The sequence below is a fragment of the Streptomyces sp. NPDC042259 genome, from assembly GCF_055582085.1.
In genome coordinates, this window is sequence record NZ_JBVJDW010000013.1 from 13,617 (window position 1) to 33,320 (window position 19,704).

A 19,704-nucleotide genomic window follows, 5' to 3' on the forward strand; every position below is an offset into this window, starting at 1 on the left:
TCGCCCTGCGGGCCGCGTGTTTTGGGCCCTGCAGGCAAGTGGTGGGCGTTCGGCCCTGCGGGCGCGTCGTGCGTTCGCCCCTGCGGGCGCGGCGTGCGCTTGGCCCCCGGCAGGGGCACGGCGTGCACTTGGTCCTGCGGGCACGTGCGCTTGATCCCGCGGGCTGTGGTGGGCGTTCGACCCCTGGGCGCGCCGTGCGTATGGCCTTGCAGGGGTCGTGTGTTTCTACCTGTAGGTGACGTGCGTTTGGCCCTGCGGGCGTCGTGCGTCCGCCCTGTGGGCGATGTGGGCTTGGCCCTGCAGGCCGCACGTTCTTGGCCCTTGCGGGCGCGACGTGCGTCCAGCCCTGCGGGCGCTTTGTGCTTGGCCCTGCGGGCCGTGGTGTGCGTGCAGCCCTGCGGGCCGCAACGGGCACTTGGCCCCGCAGGCGGGGCGGAGTGCGCTTGGCCCTGCGGGCCGCGGTGGGGCGCCCCCGCCGCGCTGCCCGCAGGGTGCCCGGCGGGGCAGCCGGGGTCGGGCCTTGGCTCGGGGGTCAGGCCTTTTCCAGCGTGAAGTTCACCGTCTGGGTGACCCCCGCGATCTTGACCTCGACCTTGTAGGTACCGGGTTCGGCGGTCGGGGAACCGGACGGCGTCGCGCAGCGCGGGGCGCTGCGCTTGCGGTCCCATTCCAGGGCGCTCTTGATCTCGCCCGAGCCGGGGAGCTCCAGCAGCACGGGCGCGCCGCCCGTGACGCAGTCGTCGGTGGACCACACGTGGTCGTTGCCGTCGGCCTTCACGATTTTGAGGGCGGCCGCGGCCGATCCGAAGTCGACCTTGCAGGCCGTACCGCCGGAGTTCTTCACGACGAACTCGAACTTCGGCTTCTCGTCGGGCTTGTAGACGTCCTTCACCGTACGCACGCTCACCTGTACGGATCCTGACGCACAGTCGGGCAGCTTCGATCCGGCCGGCACGGCCTTGCCGTCGCCCGTGCCCAGTCCGCCGCCACCGGAACCGGCGGAGCCGCCCGTACCGCCGCCGGCACCCGCGCCCGCGCCGCCACTGCCGGCATTGCCCGTCCCGCCATGGTCGCCGCCGACGCCACCGCCGCTGCCGCCGGTGCCCGATCCATCGCGACCGCCCGGCCGTTGGCTGAAATGCGGCCCCGACGGGGTGGGCCCGGGCGTGATGGTGGTGTCCTCGGGGCCCTTGCTGTTCGATCCGTTGGAGTCGCCGCCGGAGCCGTCACCGCCTCCGAAGACGGCCCACAGCACCAGCAGCGAGAGGACGCCGAGCAGGCCAAGCGCAACTGCCCTCCGCCGCCAGTAGATGGAGGAGGGAAGCGGCCCGATCGGATTGCGCAAAGATCCCACGCGAAGACTCTACGAGAGATCGGCCAGGGCACCAGCCAGTACCCGCCGTAGGAGTGCAGACTTTTCTCATCATCTACCCGGCTCCGAGAGCCGACATACGCACACCGGAGAAGGGCCACGCCATCCGGCGAAGGTCGGGCACGGGCCTTGCCGATGGGGCGGTGGGGCGTGTACCCGACGGTTCCAGCGCACCCGCGGTGCCCCGGGTTGGGCGCGGCGCCTCGGGGAAGTGGGCGCGGAAGCCGCATTGTTGCCGCCGATGGGGGGGCGGCCATCGGAATCTGACGGCAGGCCAGGCGTGGCGGGGCGCGCGGGGTGGCGCGCGCGGCGCTCGTGCCGGGCAGCACGGCCGTCGCCTACGCCGTGAACGAGGTCGTGCCCGGAGGTTCAGGGCGCGGCAAGGGCTCTCGGCGCCGCCGCCACGGCCGCCCGTACGCCGGGGTGACCGTGACCATGACCATGGAGCAGCGTCCCCCTGTCGTTCCCCCTTCAGCCCAAGGGGTGACGGCTCGTCTGACGGCACGTGCCGTCAGGCTCCGGCGGGCGGCCACTCCGTCTTGTGGCCGAAGCCCTGGCCGTTGTCGATCAGGCGCAGCCAGTCGGGGCGCAGCTCCCACAGGTCCTGGCGCTCCATCGCCTGCCGAAGCTGCTCGGTCTCCTCGACGTAGGGGAAACGCGTCGTGAAGGACCGCCACGCGGCCTCGCGTTCCGCGCCCTCCAGCCGACGGCAGACGCCCCGGCCCTGGACGCCACTCAGGGTCATCCAGTCCTGGTGGTCGCGCTGGGCGGTGAAGGCGACGCGCGTCTCGCCGTCGCGCAGGGCACGGCCGTGACGGGTGGTGGCGGAGGTGACGAACACCAGGGCGGGCACGGACTCCTCGGCGGGCGCGTAGAGCACGGCGCACGCCTGGGGTCCGTCCTCGTCGGTGTACGCCAGGGTCATGGTCGTGTGGGCGTCGAGCGCGGCGAGGAGCTCCAGCGGGGGGCGGGCTTGGGTTTCGGTCATGATCCCCATTCCACCCCGATCGGCTCCGGGGTACCAGCGGGGTGGAAGGCCGACAGCCGGTGCGCGGGGGTGCACGAGGACCCCGGCGAACGGCTGCGTGCCGATCAGAACCAGCCATTCGACCACCGGGTCGGCGCAGTGGAAAAGCCGCGCACGGCACCGGCCGAGGTGACCCCCGCGAAGTCCGGTGGCGCCGGCCAGGGCGCGGCCGAGCGGCGTCCCGGCGGGCAGCCGAGGGCCGTGACCAGGGCCAGGGCCGCGGCCGGTCTCGCGACACGGCGACGGTGGGTACGCCCCGCGCGGACCGGTCTGCCGCCGCCACGGGGCGCGGGGGCGGCCCGCCCCTGCCGAAAGTCGGGTGTCCGGGGCCCGGCGCGTTTCCCCGTCGTACGCGCTCATGCCAGGATCGGTGGCGCCATGACTGCCATCCCCCAGACGCCCACCGTCCTGCACGCCCCCGTCATCGACTGGTTCGACGAGCACGCCCGTGATCTGCCGTGGCGCCGCCCCGAGGCCGGTCCGTGGGGTGTGATGGTCAGCGAGTTCATGCTCCAGCAGACCCCCGTCAGCCGGGTCCTGCCGGTCTACGAGCAGTGGCTCGCCCGCTGGCCGCGCCCCGCCGACCTGGCCGCCGAGCCGCCCGGCGAGGCGGTGCGCGCCTGGGGACGGCTCGGCTACCCACGGCGCGCGCTGCGGCTGCACGGCGCGGCGACGGCCATCACCGAACGGCACGGCGGCGACGTACCGCGTGACCACGCCAAGCTGCTGGCGCTGCCGGGGGTCGGCGAATACACGGCGGCGGCCGTGGCGTCCTTCGCGTACGGGCAGCGGCACGCGGTCCTCGACACCAACGTCCGCCGGGTCTTCGCCCGTGCGGTCAGCGGCGCCCAGTACCCGCCGAACGCCACGACGGCCGCCGAGCGCAAGCTCGCCCGTGCCCTGCTCCCCGAGGAGGAGCCGGTCGCCGCGCGCTGGGCGGCCGCGACGATGGAGCTGGGGGCGCTGGTCTGCACCGCCCGCACCCCCTCCTGCGCCCACTGCCCGATCGCCGGGCGCTGCGCCTGGAAGGCCGCCGGGTCGCCCGCCCACGACGGCCCGCCGCGGCGCGGCCAGACCTACGCCGGTACGGACCGGCAGGTGCGCGGCAAGCTGCTGGCCGTACTGCGCGAGACCGTCGGCCCGGTGCCGCAGGAGGCACTGGACCGGGTGTGGGACGAGCCCGTACAGCGAGCCCGCGCGCTGGACGGACTCGTCGCCGACGGCTTGGTCGAACCGCTCGACGACGGCACGTACCGCTTGCCGCTGGCCTAGCCGGCCCGTCGCTCGCTACTGCCCCCCGCTGCACGGTGCCGTCCTCAATCGCCGGACGGGCTGCTGTGCCTGTGTCCTCAATCGCCGGACGGGCTGGTTTGGCCCGGACGGGCCGATTGCGGCTGAGCCCAGCCAATCAAGCCCGTCCGGCGATTGAGGACACGCCCGCAGGGCGCTGAGCCGCCGCAGGCGGCACAACCGGCCCGCAGCCGAAGAGACCGCCGGCCAGGCGAGAGGCTCGCCGCCGCGGGCGGCACAGACCGGCCCGCAGCCAAAGATCCGCCGACCAGGCGAGGCGTTCCTTCGTTTCATCACCGCACACCCGTTTCACCCTGCGAAACGGACAGAGCCGCTCTTTCCTCCCCGCTGTTACACAACCTATGGGTAGCTGTGCACCAGTCGAAGGGCTGCTGCACATCACGCCGCAACAGCGTCTCCGTAGCGTCCTACTCGTGCTGGAGGACCACCAGCGTGACGTGGGGACGCAAGCGGAATGGAGGCTGCGAGATGGCCAGCAGCGGCAAGGTTCTGGACTTCGAAGAGTACGTGCGCAACCGTCAGGACGCCCTCCTGCGCAGCGCCCGCCGTCTCGTGCCGGACCCCATCGACGCGCAGGACCTCCTCCAGACCGCCCTGGTACGCACGTACGGCCGCTGGGAAGGCATAGCGGACAAGTCGCTGGCCGACGCCTACCTGCGTCGTGTCATGATCAACACTCGTACGGAGTGGTGGCGCGCCCGGAAGCTCGACGAGGTGCCCACGGAGCAGCTCCCCGACGCCCGCGTCGAGGACGGCACCGAGCAGCACGCCGATCGCGCCCTGCTGATGGACATCCTGGGAGTCCTGGCGCCCAAGCAGCGCAGCGTGGTCGTGCTGCGACACTGGGAGCAGATGAGCACCGAGGAGACCGCGGAGGCGCTCGGCATGTCGACCGGCACGGTCAAGAGCACGCTGCACCGGGCCCTGGCCCGGCTGCGTCAGGAGCTGGAGAGCCGCGACCTGGACTTCCACGCCCTCGAACGCGACGAGCGGGGGCAGGAACGGTGCGCGGCCTGAAAAAGGCGGCTCCCCTCAAGCCGGCACTGATCACCGGCGGCGCGGTCGCGGGAATGGCCGCCGTCGCCGGTCTTCTGCTTGCCGGCTGCGACGCGAGCAGTCAGGGCGTGCGCAAGGAGGGACCGGCGCAGAGCCAGTCCGCCGCGAAAGCCACCCGCATGCCTTCGGCGTCGGCCACTCCCACCCAGGAGAAGGTCGACGCCGTCAAGCTGATCAAGGGCGATCCGAAGATCAGCGATCAGATCAAGAAGAACCTCAAGCCGTGCGTGAAGAACCAGTACCCGGTCGACATCACCTACGGGAAACTGACCGACGGCTCCCGGTCCGACGTCGTGGTGAACATCCTGACCTGCGGTGACGGCATCGGCATCGGCGCGTATGTGTACCGTGCCAAGGGCGACGGGTACGAGAACGTCTTCGTGGCCGAGCAGCCGCCCGTGTACGCCGAGATCGACCGCCGGGACCTGCGGCTCACCAAGCAGGTCTACGGCCCCGGTGACGCGGTGTGCTGCGCGTCCGGCGAAGATGTCGTGACGTACCACTGGTCGGGCAAGGATTTCCGCGAGACCGGCCGTACGCACACGGACTACAGCAAGACGGGGAACGACGGCAAGGCCGATCTCCCGAGCGAAGGAACGGAGGGCTGAGAGCGGCGTGGGTGATACGCATGTGCTCTTCGTCGAGGACGACGACGTCATTCGCGAGGCGACCCAGCTGGCGCTGGAGCGCGACGGCTTCGAGGTGACCGCGGTACCGGACGGGCTGACGGGGCTGGAGCGCTTCCGCCGGCGTCAGCCGGACATCGCGTTGCTGGACGTCATGGTCCCGGGCCTGGACGGTGTGAGCCTGTGCCGCCGGATCCGTGACGAGTCCACCGTTCCCGTGATCATGCTCTCCGCCCGCGCGGACTCCATCGACGTCGTGCTCGGCCTGGAGGCCGGTGCCGACGACTACGTGACGAAACCTTTCGACGGTGCCGTGCTCGTCGCCCGGATACGGGCCGTACTGCGCCGCTTCGGCCACGCCAGCGGGCCGAACGGCAACGCCGCGCCCGAGACCACCGAGGCGATCGAGGGCGGCGTGCTGCGCTTCGGTGACCTGGAGGTCGACACGGAGGGCATGGAGGTCCGCAAGGCGGGCCTGCCCGTCGCGCTGACCCCCACCGAGATGCGGCTGCTGCTGGAGTTCTCGGCCGCGCCCGGCACCGTCCTCTCCCGGGACCGGCTGCTGGAGCGGGTCTGGGACTACGGCTGGGGCGGGGACACCCGCGTGGTGGACGTGCACGTGCAGCGGCTGCGGGGCAAGATCGGCCAGGACCGGATCGAGACGGTCCGTGGTTTCGGCTACAAGCTCAGAGGCTGAGCGCCAGGTGGTGAACCCCCGCATGGCGAAGGGCGTGATCGCGCACGACATGACCGCTCCCGCGCGTGAGTTCGTTTGTGATCGGGTGGCGTCCGGCAAGGTCACGGTCGCGCCGTGGTGAAGCTCGCCCTCCGCAGCGGACTGCGCTGGAAGGTCAGTCTGGCCATCGCCGGCGTCGGCGCCCTGGTGGCCGTCGCGCTGAGCCTCGTCGTGCACAACGCCGCCCGCGTCTCCATGCTCGACAACAGCCGCGACGTGATGGACGAGCGGGTCCAGGTCGCCCAGCGCTTCTACGAGACCACCGGCCGGCTGATGCTCCGCGCGAAGCTGGACGACCCCGCGCTGCCGAAGCAGCTGCGCGACGCCGCCGACATAGGGCTGCGCGCCACCTATCTGCAGGACTCCGGTGACGGCGCCCCCGAGGTCTGGGCCTCCGTGCCGCTGCGCAACGGCAAGGTCCTCTCCATCCACACCCGGTTCAAGGACCGCTTCGACATCCTCGACGACCTCGACAAGGCACTGATCGTCGGCTCGGTCTCCGTCGTCCTCGGCGGCTGCGCGCTCGGCATCCTGGTGGGCGGCCAGCTCTCGCGGCGGCTCCGCAAGGCCGCGACCGCCGCCCGCAAACTCGCCGACGGCGACCCGGACGTCCGCGTCCGCGAGGCCATCGGCGGCCGGGTGCGCGACGAGACCGACGACCTCGCCCGCGCGGTGGACGGGATGGCCGAGGCCCTCCAGGACCGGCTGGAGGCCGAGCGCCGCGTCACCGCCGACATCGCGCACGAGCTGCGCACGCCCGTCACCGGGCTGCTCACGGCCGCGGAACTGCTGCCGCCGGGCCGCCCCACCGAGCTGGTACGGGACCGGGCCCAGGCCATGCGCACGCTCGTCGAGGACGTCCTGGAGGTCGCCCGGCTGGACGGCTTCGCCGAACGGGCGGAGATGCAGGAGATCGAACTCGGCGAGTTCGTGCTCCGGCGGGTGCGGGCCGCGGCCCCGGACGCGAAGGTCAAGGTCGTCCGTGAGGCCTACGTCTCCACCGACCCGCGCCGCCTGGAGCGGATCCTCGGCAACCTGTTGGCCAACGCCGCCAAGCACGGCAAGGCGCCCTTCGAGGTCACCGTCGAGGGCCGGGTCCTGCGGGTGCGCGACCACGGCCCCGGCTTCCCCGAGGAGCTGCTGCGGGAGGGCCCGAGCCGCTTCCGCACGGGCAGCAAGGACCGGGCGGGCAAGGGCCACGGCCTGGGCCTGACCATCGCGGCCGGCCAGGCCCGCGTCCTCGGCGCACGCCTCACCTTCCGCAACGCGGACCCGACGGCGGAGGGCGACGGCGGCGCGGTCGCCGTGCTCTGGCTCCCGGAGTCCTCGCCGACCGCGACCGGAAGCTTCCCGATCATCCAGGTCCCGGACTAGAACCGGCCCGGCACACCTCAGCCAAAAGCCCGTCCGGCGATTGAGGACACGGCACAGCAGCCCGTCCGGCGATTGAGGACACAGAACAATCCGGCGGGATATCCGGCAACCGGAGCGGCAGCGAAAACGGCACGGGCCCCCGAGCCGGTGGTGGCCGGCTCGGGGGCCCGTGGTCCCCGCAGTATGTGGTTCTCGGTTATCCGCCTGGATCAGAGCTTCTCGCCGTGGGCGCTCATGAAGCCGACCGGCTCGACGGCCGTGCCGTAGTTCGCGGTCGTACGGATCTCGAAGTGCAGGTGCGGGCCGGAGGAATTGCCGGTGGAGCCCGACAGGCCGATCTGCTGGCCGGTGGTCACGGTCTGGCCGACCGAGACCTTCACCTGCGAAAGGTGCGCGTACTGCGAGTACGTGTTGTTGTCGTGCTTGATCACAATGGCGTTGCCGTACGCGGGACCGTCGCCGCCGCCGTTCGGGCCGGCCTTCACGACCGTACCGCCGTGCACGGCCATCACGGACGTACCGGTGCCGACGACCAGGTCCTGGCCGCTGTGCTTGTTGGCCCACATGCTGCCGGCCTTACCGAACGGCTGGCCGACCTGGTAACCGGCGACCGGCGCCACCCAGCCGTTCAGGCGCTTACGGGCGGCCTCGGCCTGCTTACGGGAGGCCTCCGCCTGCTTACGGGCGTCGGCGGCGCGCTTGGCCGCGTCCTGCTGCGCCTTCGCCTTCTCCTTGGCCGCGACCTTCAGCTGCGTCTCGGCCTGCGCGTTGATCGCGTCGCCCAGGGCCGCGACGGAGGCGAAGGCCGGAAGCTGTGCCTGAGCGGAGGTGGTGTCCGCGGCGAGCGCCGCGCCGGTGCCGAGCACGACCGAGGCTCCGAGTCCGACGGCCACGACAACGGCGGTACGGGCGCGGTGCAGGGTCTTACCGGAATTTCGGAAAGTGGTGTGCTTCGACATGTGAAACCTCCAGGCATGAATTGGTCCCGGCTGCGGACCGGGATCGCCATACCTTGGTAACCCGCATTCGCCGTCCGGCCAAGGGCGGCCACTACTAGAGAATGCCGTAGCCGGGCGGCGGGCGATCACCCCCTTATCCGGGGGCGCATCGGGTGGCAATGGAGGATTTCCATGGGCGGCATTTCTACTAACCGGCCCAGTATGTGACCCACACCCTATGGGCCGTATCACCGCGAATGGACTTACGGCCTTACCGGTTTTGGGACCTTCGACCCGCCGGAATTCTGCGTCTTCGTACGCACCAATAGCCCCCACAGCACCGGCAAGCTCTTGGGCTCACTCAGGTCACAGGCCCGCCGATTCCCGGGGGCCGGTGCCCGCCCCACCGGTACGCTCCCGGGCAGCGGCCGCGGCACGCGCGGCCCGGCAGCCGGGGGGCACCACGATGAACGACGACATCGAGCTGGCGGACGCGGTCGAGGCGGTCCGCGACGGCCTCACCGAGGCCGCCGCCCGCGGCTCGGGCCGGGATCTGGGCTTCGACGTCGGCGAGATCTCGATGGAGTTCACCGTCGAGATCCGCAAGGACGCCAAGGGCAAGGGTGGCGTGAAGGCCTGGGTCGTCAGCGCGGACGCGGAGGCATCCCGCGGCTCGACCCGTACGCATAAGGTCGCGTTCACCCTGACGCCGAAGGACCGGCGCACGGGCGAGGGCTGGAAGGTCGGCAACGACCGCCAGGGCAAAACCTCGCGGTTCGGCACCCCCCAGGGGTGACGGGCGTGCGCTTACGTTCCGTGGCGGACCGGCTCGTGGCGGTGCTGGCCGGCTCCCAGGGCAGCGGGGTGCTGCTGACCCCGCGGCTCGTCCTGACCAGCGCCCACGTCATAGGGCCCGACCCGGCGGAGGTCGCGGTCCTCGGCCTCGACGGCAGACAGCCGGTGAGCTGTGACGTCCTGTGGCTGGGACGCCCCGACGGCTGTGATGCCGCCCTCCTCCGGACCCGGCACGCCGTAGCGGGCGAGACCGACCTCGCCGCGTTGCGCTGGGGCGAGATCGTCACCCGAGAGCCGGTGCACGGGTGCCAGGCGCTGGGCTTTCCCCAGGTGCAGCGCTTCGGTGACGACGAGCTGGAGGCGGTCCAGGTCCCGGGCACGCTCGTGCCCCTGTCGGGCCGGCTGCGCGGCCGGTACGTGCTCCGCAGCGATCACCACCCGCCCTCGTCCCCAGGGGACGGTTCCCCCTGGGCGGGGCTGTCGGGCGGCCCCGTCGTCATCGGTCAGGTCCTCGTCGGTATCGCCGCCGAGGACCCGATGGGCTGGGAGCACTCCTCCATCGACGCGGTCCCGCTGACCTCGGCCATGAGCGACAAGGGCTTCACGGCCGCCCTGCTGGACCACTGGCCGAACGCCCCCGCCCTGGAGCCGATCCACTCCCCGCACCCGGAGGACCTCGCCCACGAGGAGCGGTACGCCAAGGCGCTCAAGGCCCGCTACAGCCGCCTGGAGATCTTCGGCCTCGACGACCTCGGCACCAACGAGAACAGCTGGGACCTGGACACCGCCTACTTGAGCCTGGAAGCCCGCGCGCCCCGGGACGCGGCCGACCACGGCGAGCACCGCGCCCGCCCCGAGACCCAGCGCGTCGAGGACCTCCTCGCCTCCAGGCCCCGGACCGTCCTGCGCGGCGAGGCGGGCGCCGGAAAGACGACCCTGGTGTGGTGGCTGGCCTCCCACGCCGTCTGCCGCACCCTGCCTCCGAAGCTGAGCGCGCTCAACGGCCTGATCCCCTTCGTCGTCCCCATGCGCAGCCTCGCGGCCCAGGGCACCCTCACGCCCACTCCGGACCGGCTGCCCGCCGTCGCTCAGCTCCAGGTGGGCGAACCTCCGACCGGCTGGGCAGGGCGCGTGCTGGAATCCGGCCGCGCCCTCCTGCTCGTCGACGGCCTGGACGAGCTTCCCCAGCCCGACCGCGCCCCCGCCCGCAGATGGCTTGCCGAGCTGTTACGGCTCCATCCGGAGACCCGGTGCGTGGTCACCGTGCGGCCGCTCGCCGTCGAGGACTCCTGGCTGGAGTCGGAGGGCTTCGAGGAGCTCTTGCTGCTCCCCATGAGCGACACCGACATCCAGGCCTTCGTCGGCGCCTGGCACCAGGCGGCCCGGCTGGAGTGCGAGCGTTTCCCCGACGCGCCGCACGCCCTGCGGCAACGCGGCCGGCTCGACTCCCTGGAGCGCGATCTCGCCCAGGAATTCCAGCGCAACGCCACTCTGCGCGACCTGGCCCGCACCCCCCTGCTGTGCGCCGTCATCTGCGCCCTGCACCGCCGCCGCAGCGGGCTGCTGCCCCGCACCCGGTGGGACCTCTACCGTGCCGCGCTGGCCATGTTGCTCGGCGGCCGCGACGACTACCGGCGCATCCACAAGCCGGAAGGCATCACCCTCAGCGTCGACGACGGTCAGCAACTGCTCCAGCACATCGCCCTGTGGCTCGTACGCAACGGCCGCGTGGAACTCTCCCGCGCCCAGGCCGTACGCCAACTGACACTGGCCATGAGCGGCCTACGGCATGTGCGCGAGCAGGGCACGGCGGACCAGGTGCTGACGCATCTGCTCAACCGCAGTGGACTGCTCCAGGAGCGGGCGACGGACGTCATTCAATTCATTCATCGCACGTTCCAGGACTACCTCGCGGCGAAGGAGTTCCAGGACAACGACAGCCTGGACGAATTGCTGGGCCACGCGGCCGAGGAGCAATGGCAGGACGTCATCCGGCTCGTGATCGGGCACTGCGGGCGGAGCGAAGCCCGGCGGGTCATCTCGGGGGTGTTGAAGGCGGCGGACGAGGCGCCCGATCCGGAGGCGGAGTGGCCGCTCCGCACACTCGCCGCGGCCTGTGCGATCGGCTCGGCGTATGTGGACGACGCACTGCATGAGGCTGTGTGGGGCGGGCTCAAGGCGCTGGGGCCGCCGCGCGAGGAGCGGGAGTACGGCTTTCTGGCCTCTCTGGGGCCGGAAGTGCTGCCGATTCTGCCGGAGCCGGAAGGGCTGGGCGCCGAACAGGCAGCCAGAATCGCAAGAATTCTCGGTTCACTCGGGGAGACAGCTCTTCCGCTGCTGAAGCGGTACGGACAGCACAGCTCCCCCCTGGCCCGCAACGCGGTAGCCAACGCGTGGCGGTCTCAGCCCCCACAGCGGTACGCGGAAGAAGTCCTCGCCGCGATGCCACTGCACGATGTGTCACTGCGCATCCTCTTCCCGGAACAGCTTTCCGCCCTGCGCCATCTGGACCGGATCGGGAACCTTTCCGTCTCGCAGGACCACAGCTCGGCCGAGCTACGCCGCGGCCTCGCGGGACAAGAGGTGCGTTGGCTGGAGCTGGAGCACAACTCCGTTCTCCGGGACCTGCACTTCCTTAGGGAACACCCGGAAATCCAGCATTTGACCATCACGGCCTGCCCCCGGCTGCGGGACTTCTCCGCACTGGCGGACCTGAAACTACAACTGCTCGGGCTGGCTCTGGGGAGCCCCAACCTGGAGGTCATCGCCACGAGCACGGGGCCACTGCCACAGACCACCAGCCTCCTCCTCACACTGACCGACGACTTCTCAGTGATCGAGCAGGTTCTCCACCTCTTCCCCAACCTGTCTTTCCTGGGCTTGCACGTACTCAGGGCACCACCACAGCCGCTGGATCTGAGCGCCCTGCACATCCAGCCGGAGCTGCGACTGGATGTGGTGAACACCGAGAAAGTGGAAATCCTCGGCGCCGAGCACTTCGGCGACCGGCTCCGGATCCACTGACTCCGCCCACCGCCCGCCGGGAAAACAAAACCGGCCCCGGAACCGATCGAACGGTTCCGGGGCCGGCCCTGCTGTTCACGCTGCCCCGAGGGCAGCTACCACTTACGCGTCCTTCGAGAGGTTCGGACCCGCGCCACCCGTGGCGGACTCGATCGGCGGGGTGTCCGGCAGGGCTGCCTTCTCCTCGCCGCGGAAGGTGAACTTCTTCTCTTCACCCTCGCCCTCGGTGCCGACGACCACGATGTGACCGGGGCGCAGCTCACCGAAGAGGATCTTCTCCGAGAGGATGTCCTCGATCTCGCGCTGGATCGTGCGGCGCAGCGGGCGGGCGCCCAGGATCGGGTCGTAGCCCTTCTTCGCCAGCAGCGACTTGGCTTCCGAGCTGAGCTCGATGCCCATGTCGCGGTCGCGGAGACGCTCGTCCACCTTGGCGACCATCAGGTCGACGATCTGGATGATGTCTTCCTCGGTCAGCTGGTGGAAGACCACCGTGTCGTCGACACGGTTGAGGAACTCCGGCCGGAAGTGCTGCTTCAGCTCTTCGTTGACCTTGGCCTTCATCCGCTCGTACCCGGTCTTGACGTCGCCCTGGGCGGCGAAGCCCAGGTTGAAGCCCTTGGAGATGTCCCGGGTGCCGAGGTTCGTCGTCATGATGATGACGGTGTTCTTGAAGTCGACCACGCGACCCTGGGAATCGGTCAGGCGACCGTCCTCAAGGATCTGCAGCAGCGAGTTGAAGATATCCGGATGGGCCTTCTCGACCTCGTCGAAGAGGACGACGGAGAACGGCTTGCGGCGCACCTTCTCGGTGAGCTGACCGCCCTCTTCGTAACCCACGTATCCGGGCGGGGAGCCGAAGAGCCGGGAGACGGTGTGCTTCTCGCTGAACTCCGACATGTCGAGGGAGATCAGCGCGTCCTCGTCGCCGAAGAGGAATTCGGCGAGCGTCTTGGACAGCTCCGTCTTACCGACACCGGACGGGCCCGCGAAGATGAACGAGCCGCCGGGGCGCTTCGGGTCCTTGAGGCCCGCACGCGTGCGCCGGATGGCCTGGGAGAGCGCCTTGATGGCGTCCTTCTGGCCGATGACGCGCTTGTGCAGCTCGTCCTCCATGCGCAGCAGGCGGGAGGACTCCTCCTCCGTGAGCTTGAAGACCGGGATGCCGGTGGCCGTGGCCAGGACCTCGGCGATCAGCTCGCCGTCGACCTCGGCGACGACGTCCATGTCGCCGGCCTTCCACTCCTTCTCGCGCTTCGCCTTGGCGGCGAGGAGCTGCTTCTCCTTGTCGCGGAGGGAGGCGGCCTTCTCGAAGTCCTGCGAGTCGATCGCGGACTCCTTGTCCCGGCGCACGTCGGCGATCTTCTCGTCGAACTCGCGGAGGTCCGGCGGCGCGGTCATCCGGCGGATGCGCATGCGGGAGCCGGCCTCGTCGATCAGGTCGATCGCCTTGTCCGGCAGGAAGCGGTCCGAGATGTAGCGGTCGGCCAGCTGGGCGGCCTGGACCAGGGCCTCGTCCGTGATGGAGACGCGGTGGTGCGCCTCGTAGCGGTCGCGCAGGCCCTTGAGGATCTCGATGGTGTGCGGCAGCGACGGCTCCGCGACCTGGATGGGCTGGAAGCGGCGCTCGAGGGCCGCGTCCTTCTCCAGGTGCTTGCGGTACTCGTCGAGCGTCGTGGCACCGATGGTCTGGAGCTCGCCTCGGGCCAGCATCGGCTTGAGGATGCTCGCGGCGTCGATCGCGCCCTCGGCGGCACCGGCACCCACCAGGGTGTGCAGCTCGTCGATGAACAGGATGATGTCGCCGCGGGTGCGGATCTCCTTGAGGACCTTCTTCAGGCGCTCCTCGAAGTCACCGCGGTAGCGGGAGCCGGCGACCAGGGCGCCGAGGTCGAGGGTGTAGAGGTGCTTGTCCTTGAGGGTCTCGGGCACCTCGCCCTTGACGATGGCCTGGGCCAGGCCCTCGACGACCGCCGTCTTGCCGACGCCGGGCTCGCCGATGAGGACCGGGTTGTTCTTCGTACGGCGGGAGAGCACCTGCATGACCCGCTCGATCTCCTTCTCGCGCCCGATGACCGGGTCGAGCTTGGATTCGCGAGCGGCCTGCGTCAGGTTGCGGCCGAACTGGTCCAGGACGAGCGAGGTCGAGGGCGTGCCCTCGGCCGGGCCGCCGGCCGTGGCGGCCTCCTTGCCCTGGTAGCCGGAGAGCAGCTGGATGACCTGCTGACGCACCCGGTTCAGATCGGCGCCCAGCTTGACCAGGACCTGGGCGGCGACGCCCTCGCCCTCGCGGATCAGGCCGAGCAGGATGTGCTCCGTACCGATGTAGTTGTGGCCGAGCTGAAGGGCCTCGCGGAGCGAGAGCTCCAGGACCTTCTTGGCACGGGGAGTGAAGGGAATGTGACCGGACGGAGCCTGCTGGCCCTGCCCGATGATCTCCTCCACCTGCTGGCGGACCGCCTCGAGCGAAATCCCGAGGCTCTCCAGGGCCTTAGCGGCGACACCCTCACCCTCGTGGATCAGGCCCAGGAGGATGTGCTCGGTGCCGATGTAGTTGTGGTTGAGCATCCGGGCTTCTTCCTGAGCCAGGACGACAACCCGCCGCGCGCGGTCGGTGAACCTCTCGAACATCGTTAATCGCTCCTCAGAGCGGTCAGGCAGTTAGGGGTCGGTCCCCTCCCTGTCCTTCCGCATGCTAGTCCCGCAGGACGGGACAGCTCATTCCAACTGCCGACATCCGTCCGGATCACCCCGCGGTCGGCGGGGAAACCTGCTGCCGAACAGCCGACAACTCCTCCAACCCGATGGTGGGAGACGATGTTCCCGCAGGCCAGGCATATACGCCCACCATCACTACGCCGATGGCGAACGCGTGCCCGGGCCGACACGCCCGCGCGTAGCCCGGCCGCCACCCCGGCGGCCCGCTCCGCGCGGTGTTATATCGCCTCTCCCCACGGGGAATGTCTTACCCGCAAGCACGGACACTCCATGCCGCGCAGGCCCATTCCATCCGCTACGGGCGAACACCCTCGCGCCGTACGGAGTCTTTATGCGCCCCGCAGGCCCTATACGCAGCGTGCCCAACTATCCACCCTGCGTAACCTCTTGGGGTTTCCGCAGTTGCTTCAGTCATGACCGTCGTCCTCCCGCGCCCCTGCGGATCCCTGGATGCCACGCACCAGGTGCGGGCCTCGCACCCATGGTGCCAGTGGCGCCGGTGGTACGAGCACCAGATGGGCTGGCCCACCCGGGACGGGCGGCCCCCGGAGCTGCTCACCGGGGTGCGCTTCGACGTGCTCGAGCTGCCCGCCGACGCCGGTTTCGCGGTGCTCGGCCGCGTGCCCCGCACCGGGCCGGTCGCCTTCGACGGGCAGGCCCGGAAGATGCGGTTCCTGACCGCCGCGGGCAGTGCGGACGAATTGCCGGCGCTGCTCGACTGGCTGGAGTGGGGCGGGGTGGCCCTGGAGCTGACCGCACTGGGGCCGGGCGGCCGGATGGCCGCACCGGCGCCCGTCGGCGACGACCGGGGGCGCTGCGGACCGCTGGGTCCGTCCGGCTCGCGGGAGGCCGTTTGGCTACGGCCTCCCGAGCCGGGGTGCGAGATCGAGCCGACGCTGCCGGTGACCGGCCTCGGGGGCGAGACGGACGCCCCCGATCTCGTACGGCTCGTGAGCGCGGCGGCCACGGAGTGCCACCGGGCCCGATTGCTGCGTTCCGGAAAGGTGCGCAGAGATCAGCCGACGGGAAATCAGCCGTTGGCCTTCTCGTACGCCTCACGGATGTCGGCGGGGACGCGGCCACGGTCGTTGACGTTGTAGCCGTTCTCCTTGGCCCAGGCGCGGATCTTCGCGGTGTCCTGGCTGCCGCCGGGCGCACCGGCGCGCACCTTGCTGCGACCGGCCGCGGCGCGGCCACCCGTGCGACGACCGCTCTTGGTGAACGGCTCCAGCAGCCCACGGAGCTTGTCCGCGTTCGCAGTCGTGAGGTCGATCTCGTAGGTCTTGCCGTCGAGCGCGAACGTCACGGTCTCGTCCGCCTCGCCACCGTCGAGGTCATCAACAAGAAGGACCTGAACCTTCTGTGCCACGGGGAATCCTTTCAGCAGTGGAAAAGGGATTACGAGGGAATAGCAAACCGCCTTTCTCGAAAAAACACAAACCCCCCGGGAAGGTTCAGCCCGCCTTCCCTGTGGGAACCATGCCTTCCGGAGGCCTGTGATAGGGGCGCGATTCGGACATAGGCACCGCGATCACAGTTGCAGAAGCATCCGGCTGTTGCCAAGGGTGTTCGGCTTCACCCGTTCGAGACCCAGGAACTCGGCAACGCCCTCGTCATAGGAACGCAGCAGCTCGCTGTAGACATCGCCGTCCACCGGCGTCTCGCCGATCTCGACGAAGCCGTGCTTCGTGAAGAAGTCGACTTCGAAGGTGAGGCAGAAAATGCGGCGCACGCCCAGCCAGCGTGCCGTCTGCAGGAGCTTGTCCAGAACGAAGTGTCCGACTCCGCCGCCCCGGACCGTCGGATCCACGGCGAGAGTACGGACCTCGGCGAGGTCTTCCCACATCACATGCAGCGCGCCGCAGCCGATGACCGTGCCGTCCTCGTCCCGCTCCGCGACCCAGAACTCCTGGATGTCCTCGTAAAGCGTCACCGTGGCTTTGTCGAGCAGGATGCGCTCACGGGCGTAGAGGTTGATGAGCCGGCGCACGGCCGGGACATCGCTGGTCCGGGCCCGGCGGACGGTGACGACTTTAGATAGGGCGGCCTTGGCCGAGGGAGTAGACACAGCCGGACGTTATCGCTCCTCGGCGGTCGTACCGTCCCCGGGCCCGTCCAGTTGCACGATGCGGACGGCGTCCCGCAGGGCTTCGCGTTGTTCGGCAGACATCATGCCGAAGAAGGCGACGAGAGCGGCCGCGGGGTTGTCGCTGACGGACCAGGCTTCGTTCATCAGTGCGGCCGAGTAGGCGGCGCGGTTGGAGACCGCCTCATATCGATAGGCGCGCCCTTCGGCTTCCCGGCGCACCCAGCCCTTCTGATACAGGTTGTCCATTACGGTCATCACCGTCGTGTAGGCGATGGACCGTTCCTGCCGAAGGTCTTCCAGGACTTCTCGAACAGTGACCGGTCGGTTCCAGTCCCACACGCGCGTCATGACGGCGTCTTCCAGATCACCCAGGCGTCGAACCACAAGCGAATAATAGTGGCAGATGTCTTGAATGCCGGTTTATCGGGGCGGCGTGAAGGCAGCAAAAAGGGCGTGCGGTCCGAGAATTCCTCTCGCAGCGCACGCCCCTCACGGGTGCGGCGATCGCCTCCCGGCGGCCGGTCAGACGCCGGTGCCCTCGGGTGCCTGTCGAACACCTTCGGCGCGGGCGAGCGCGGCGTCGACGAGAGCGTCTTCCTTGCCCTTGTTCGCACCGCCCTGACTCTTGACGATCGTCACGATCAGCGCGATGAAAGCCACCGCCATCACCACGGGCGGGACCAGCGCGGACACATAGTCCATGGCCGTCGGCTCCTTCTGAATCCGGTTTACGCGGTTGCTGAACGACGGATCCAGATTACGCGCGCGTCAGGCGGTCCGGGTCTCGGGGGCCGGTGACGCGGACGGCGGGGCGGGCTTCCGGCGGGGCGGGAACACCTCGCCGGGGGTCGGCACGGGGCGGCCGGGCCGGGGGCCCGTGGGCGGCTTGGCGGGGGAGGCGGGCGGCGCGCCCGGGGCGGGCCTCCCGTCCGGTCGGTCCGCGGGCTTGGGCTTCGGCTCCGCCGCGTCGGCCCCCGCGGCGCGGCCGCCGGGTACGGCGAGCAGCCGGGTACGGCCGGGCGCGGACCCGCGGACGCGCTGCGCGGGCGTCGCCGCGGCGGTCGCACGGCCGGCGAGCCGGGCCCGCACGGACAGCTCGGCCAGGCGCTCACAGCGGTGCAGCAGGGCGCGGCGGCGGTCGGTCTCGGCGTCGCCGGACGGGACCGCGCACAGCGCCCGGAGCGCCGCGAGGTCCTCCGCACCGGGCCGGTAGCCCGCCGCGAGGGCGTCCTGGAGCCGCTCCGTGTAGCCGGACGCGGCGCCGGGCAGGGCGGCGCGGTAGCGGGCGAGGTCGGCGAGGAGGAAGGCGCGCAGCCTGTCGCCCTCCCGGGCCGTCTCGTCCACGGCTTCCATGAGGAGGAGGCAGTCGCGCACCTCCGCGCCGCGCTCGGGGCCGGGGCGCCGGGACACGGACGGGGGCTGGAGGGCGATGGCGAGGGCTCGGCGCAGCACGCGCAGTTCGTCCGCGCTGAACGCCATGCCGCCGCGGGTTCCATAGGGCGTGGGCATGGACCGATTTTAAGTGCTAAGCGGACAATTTTCGCTTAGCTTAATAATTCGGGCGTGGCATGAGGGCCACCCGGCGCGGTCACCCGTCGGCCCTCCTACCCGTCCCGGCCCTTCGCACGCCCGGGTTTTGCCGTACGGGACCCGGGCGTGCAGGTGTCGCGTACGGCCCGGGGTCAGCGTCGGCGGCGCGCCACGCCCAGGGCGATGACACCCGCGGAGAAGGCGGTGCCCGAGGTGGTGGCGAGCAGAAGGGTCTTGGAGGTGGCCGCGTCGACCGTCGAGGACGGGGAGGACGGGTACGCCGGGGCGGGGTCGACCACCTCGACGCGGATGGGGGCGGAGTCGTTCTGCGGGTCCGGGTCGCGGGCCGGGTGGCCGTCGCGGTCGATGATCTCCACCCGGCCCTCGGCGCCCTCGACCTTTCTGTCGATGCGGACGTGGAAGCGCAGCGTCTCGCGGTCCCCGGCCGGGAAGTCGTCGCCTATCGCGCAGACGTAGGCGGGGCCGCCCGCGGCACGGAGCTTCGCCGTGCACGGGTGCGCGCGCCCGTCGGCGGGCGTGGCCAGGGAGGTGATGGTGGTGCCTTCCGGGGCCGTCACCTCGTAGGCTCCCGGGTCGCGCCCGGCCCCAGGGGCGGTGTCCCGGCCGGCCGGGCCGCCGTTGCGCACGCCGAGTTCGACCTCGACGGTCTGGCCGATCCGGCCCGCGACGGGCTGGGCGATGGCCTGGTAGTCGACGAGCCGCGTGGCCTCGTCGGCATGGGCCCGGGCGGCGGCCAGCCCCAGGCCGGCCGCCAGCACCGCGGTGGCCGCCACCGTCCGCCGCAGTGTCCGTTTCGAGCCCATACGCCCTCGCCCATCCCTGTCGCACGATCATGTTCCGTGCCTGTCAGGACAGTTGGGGCGACCGGTTGGTTGCCTCGGATCGTGTGGTGTGCAACTTACCCGGCGGGCGGCGGTTCGGGGGGCCAGATGGGCCTTGGGCCCGGGGGTTGTCCCGCAGGGCAGGGAGTGCACCACCGCTGCGCGGCGGTGTCCTCAAACGCCGGACGGGCTGATTCGGCTGGGCTCGGCCCATATCGGCCCGTCCGGCGTTTGAGGACGCGCCCGCAGGGCGCTCGCCGCCGCAGGCG

The 19,704-nt window shown here is 70.7% G+C and carries 18 protein-coding genes; 8 read left to right on the top strand and 10 right to left on the bottom strand.

Translation table 11 applies throughout. The features are described 5' to 3' along the window. Positions 1–532 precede the first annotated feature (532 nt). Together ACZ6MA_RS28410 and ACZ6MA_RS28415 are read right to left on the bottom strand one after the other, a co-directional pair. Positions 533–1,354 (bottom strand): hypothetical protein, encoded by an 822-nt coding sequence (locus ACZ6MA_RS28410; protein WP_469437101.1) that lies wholly within the window; start codon positions 1,352–1,354, stop codon positions 533–535. Between the two features lie 529 nt (positions 1,355–1,883). Continuing rightward, complete coding sequence (locus ACZ6MA_RS28415) at positions 1,884–2,360, bottom strand: pyridoxamine 5'-phosphate oxidase family protein (protein WP_469437102.1); 477 nt, start codon at positions 2,358–2,360, stop codon at positions 1,884–1,886. A gap of 417 nt (positions 2,361–2,777) precedes the next feature. Between ACZ6MA_RS28415 and ACZ6MA_RS28420 the strand changes: the two genes are divergently transcribed. The 5 genes from ACZ6MA_RS28420 to cseC all read left to right on the top strand — a co-directional run bounded on the left by ACZ6MA_RS28420 (position 2,778) and on the right by cseC (position 7,502). Then, the gene (locus ACZ6MA_RS28420) at positions 2,778–3,671 is read left to right on the top strand and encodes an HhH-GPD family protein (protein ID WP_469437104.1); all 894 of its coding nucleotides are present in this window, start codon (positions 2,778–2,780) and stop codon (positions 3,669–3,671) included. Positions 3,672–4,178: 507 nt separating this feature from the next. Then, the gene (locus tag ACZ6MA_RS28425) at positions 4,179–4,727 is read left to right on the top strand and encodes a SigE family RNA polymerase sigma factor (protein ID WP_469437106.1); all 549 of its coding nucleotides are present in this window, start codon (positions 4,179–4,181) and stop codon (positions 4,725–4,727) included. Beyond that, on the top strand, positions 4,715–5,374 hold the full coding sequence (locus tag ACZ6MA_RS28430) for a hypothetical protein (RefSeq protein ID WP_469437108.1): 660 nt from the start codon (positions 4,715–4,717) through the stop codon (positions 5,372–5,374). Before ACZ6MA_RS28425 ends, ACZ6MA_RS28430 begins: the two co-directional genes overlap by 13 nt. Positions 5,375–5,381: 7 nt before the next feature. Beyond that, a complete protein-coding gene (gene cseB / locus ACZ6MA_RS28435) occupies positions 5,382–6,089 on the top strand; it encodes a two-component system response regulator CseB (protein ID WP_469437110.1) in 708 nt (235 codons plus the stop codon). Between the two features lie 114 nt (positions 6,090–6,203). Further along, the gene (cseC, locus tag ACZ6MA_RS28440; RefSeq protein ID WP_469437112.1) at positions 6,204–7,502 is read left to right on the top strand and encodes a two-component system sensor histidine kinase CseC; all 1,299 of its coding nucleotides are present in this window, start codon (positions 6,204–6,206) and stop codon (positions 7,500–7,502) included. A gap of 209 nt (positions 7,503–7,711) precedes the next feature. On the opposite strand, the gene ACZ6MA_RS28445 is transcribed toward cseC, so the two are convergent. Beyond that, positions 7,712–8,461 carry a M23 family metallopeptidase gene (locus tag ACZ6MA_RS28445; RefSeq protein WP_469437113.1) on the bottom strand — a complete coding sequence of 250 codons (750 nt, stop codon included), beginning with the start codon at positions 8,459–8,461 and terminating at the stop codon, positions 7,712–7,714. A gap of 445 nt (positions 8,462–8,906) precedes the next feature. Between ACZ6MA_RS28445 and ACZ6MA_RS28450 the strand changes: the two genes are divergently transcribed. Further along, complete coding sequence (locus ACZ6MA_RS28450; RefSeq protein WP_469437115.1) at positions 8,907–9,236, top strand: trypco2 family protein; 330 nt, start codon at positions 8,907–8,909, stop codon at positions 9,234–9,236. Between the two features lie 5 nt (positions 9,237–9,241). Then, positions 9,242–12,259, top strand: coding sequence for an NACHT domain-containing protein (locus ACZ6MA_RS28455; protein ID WP_469437117.1), 3,018 nt, complete (start codon positions 9,242–9,244; stop codon positions 12,257–12,259). A gap of 102 nt (positions 12,260–12,361) precedes the next feature. Here the strand turns inward: ACZ6MA_RS28455 and ACZ6MA_RS28460 are convergent, their stop codons facing one another. Next, complete coding sequence (locus ACZ6MA_RS28460) at positions 12,362–14,887, bottom strand: ATP-dependent Clp protease ATP-binding subunit (protein ID WP_130878268.1); 2,526 nt, start codon at positions 14,885–14,887, stop codon at positions 12,362–12,364. A 500-nt stretch (positions 14,888–15,387) separates the two neighbouring features. Here ACZ6MA_RS28460 and ACZ6MA_RS28465 point away from each other — a divergent pair, with 500 nt between their 5' ends. Beyond that, positions 15,388–16,074, top strand: a complete 687-nt coding sequence (locus ACZ6MA_RS28465) for an SCO3374 family protein (protein ID WP_469437119.1) — start codon at positions 15,388–15,390, stop codon at positions 16,072–16,074. On the opposite strand, the gene ACZ6MA_RS28470 is transcribed toward ACZ6MA_RS28465, so the two are convergent. The 6 genes from ACZ6MA_RS28470 to ACZ6MA_RS28495 form a co-directional block, all read right to left on the bottom strand. Next, positions 16,005–16,343, bottom strand: coding sequence for a histone-like nucleoid-structuring protein Lsr2 (locus ACZ6MA_RS28470; protein WP_469437121.1), 339 nt, complete (start codon positions 16,341–16,343; stop codon positions 16,005–16,007). The genes ACZ6MA_RS28465 and ACZ6MA_RS28470 overlap by 70 nt on opposite strands. A gap of 162 nt (positions 16,344–16,505) precedes the next feature. Further along, positions 16,506–17,042, bottom strand: coding sequence for an amino-acid N-acetyltransferase (locus tag ACZ6MA_RS28475; RefSeq protein WP_469437122.1), 537 nt, complete (start codon positions 17,040–17,042; stop codon positions 16,506–16,508). Between the two features lie 9 nt (positions 17,043–17,051). Continuing rightward, positions 17,052–17,447: a BlaI/MecI/CopY family transcriptional regulator gene (locus ACZ6MA_RS28480; protein WP_469437124.1), complete on the bottom strand. Its 396-nt coding sequence runs from the start codon at positions 17,445–17,447 to the stop codon at positions 17,052–17,054. A gap of 138 nt (positions 17,448–17,585) precedes the next feature. Next, positions 17,586–17,765 carry a hypothetical protein gene (locus ACZ6MA_RS28485; protein ID WP_469437126.1) on the bottom strand — a complete coding sequence of 60 codons (180 nt, stop codon included), beginning with the start codon at positions 17,763–17,765 and terminating at the stop codon, positions 17,586–17,588. Positions 17,766–17,831: 66 nt separating this feature from the next. Then, complete coding sequence (locus tag ACZ6MA_RS28490) at positions 17,832–18,572, bottom strand: hypothetical protein (protein ID WP_469437127.1); 741 nt, start codon at positions 18,570–18,572, stop codon at positions 17,832–17,834. 173 nt (positions 18,573–18,745) lie between these two features. Beyond that, complete coding sequence (locus ACZ6MA_RS28495) at positions 18,746–19,417, bottom strand: hypothetical protein (protein ID WP_469437129.1); 672 nt, start codon at positions 19,415–19,417, stop codon at positions 18,746–18,748. Positions 19,418–19,704: the final 287 nt, after the last annotated feature.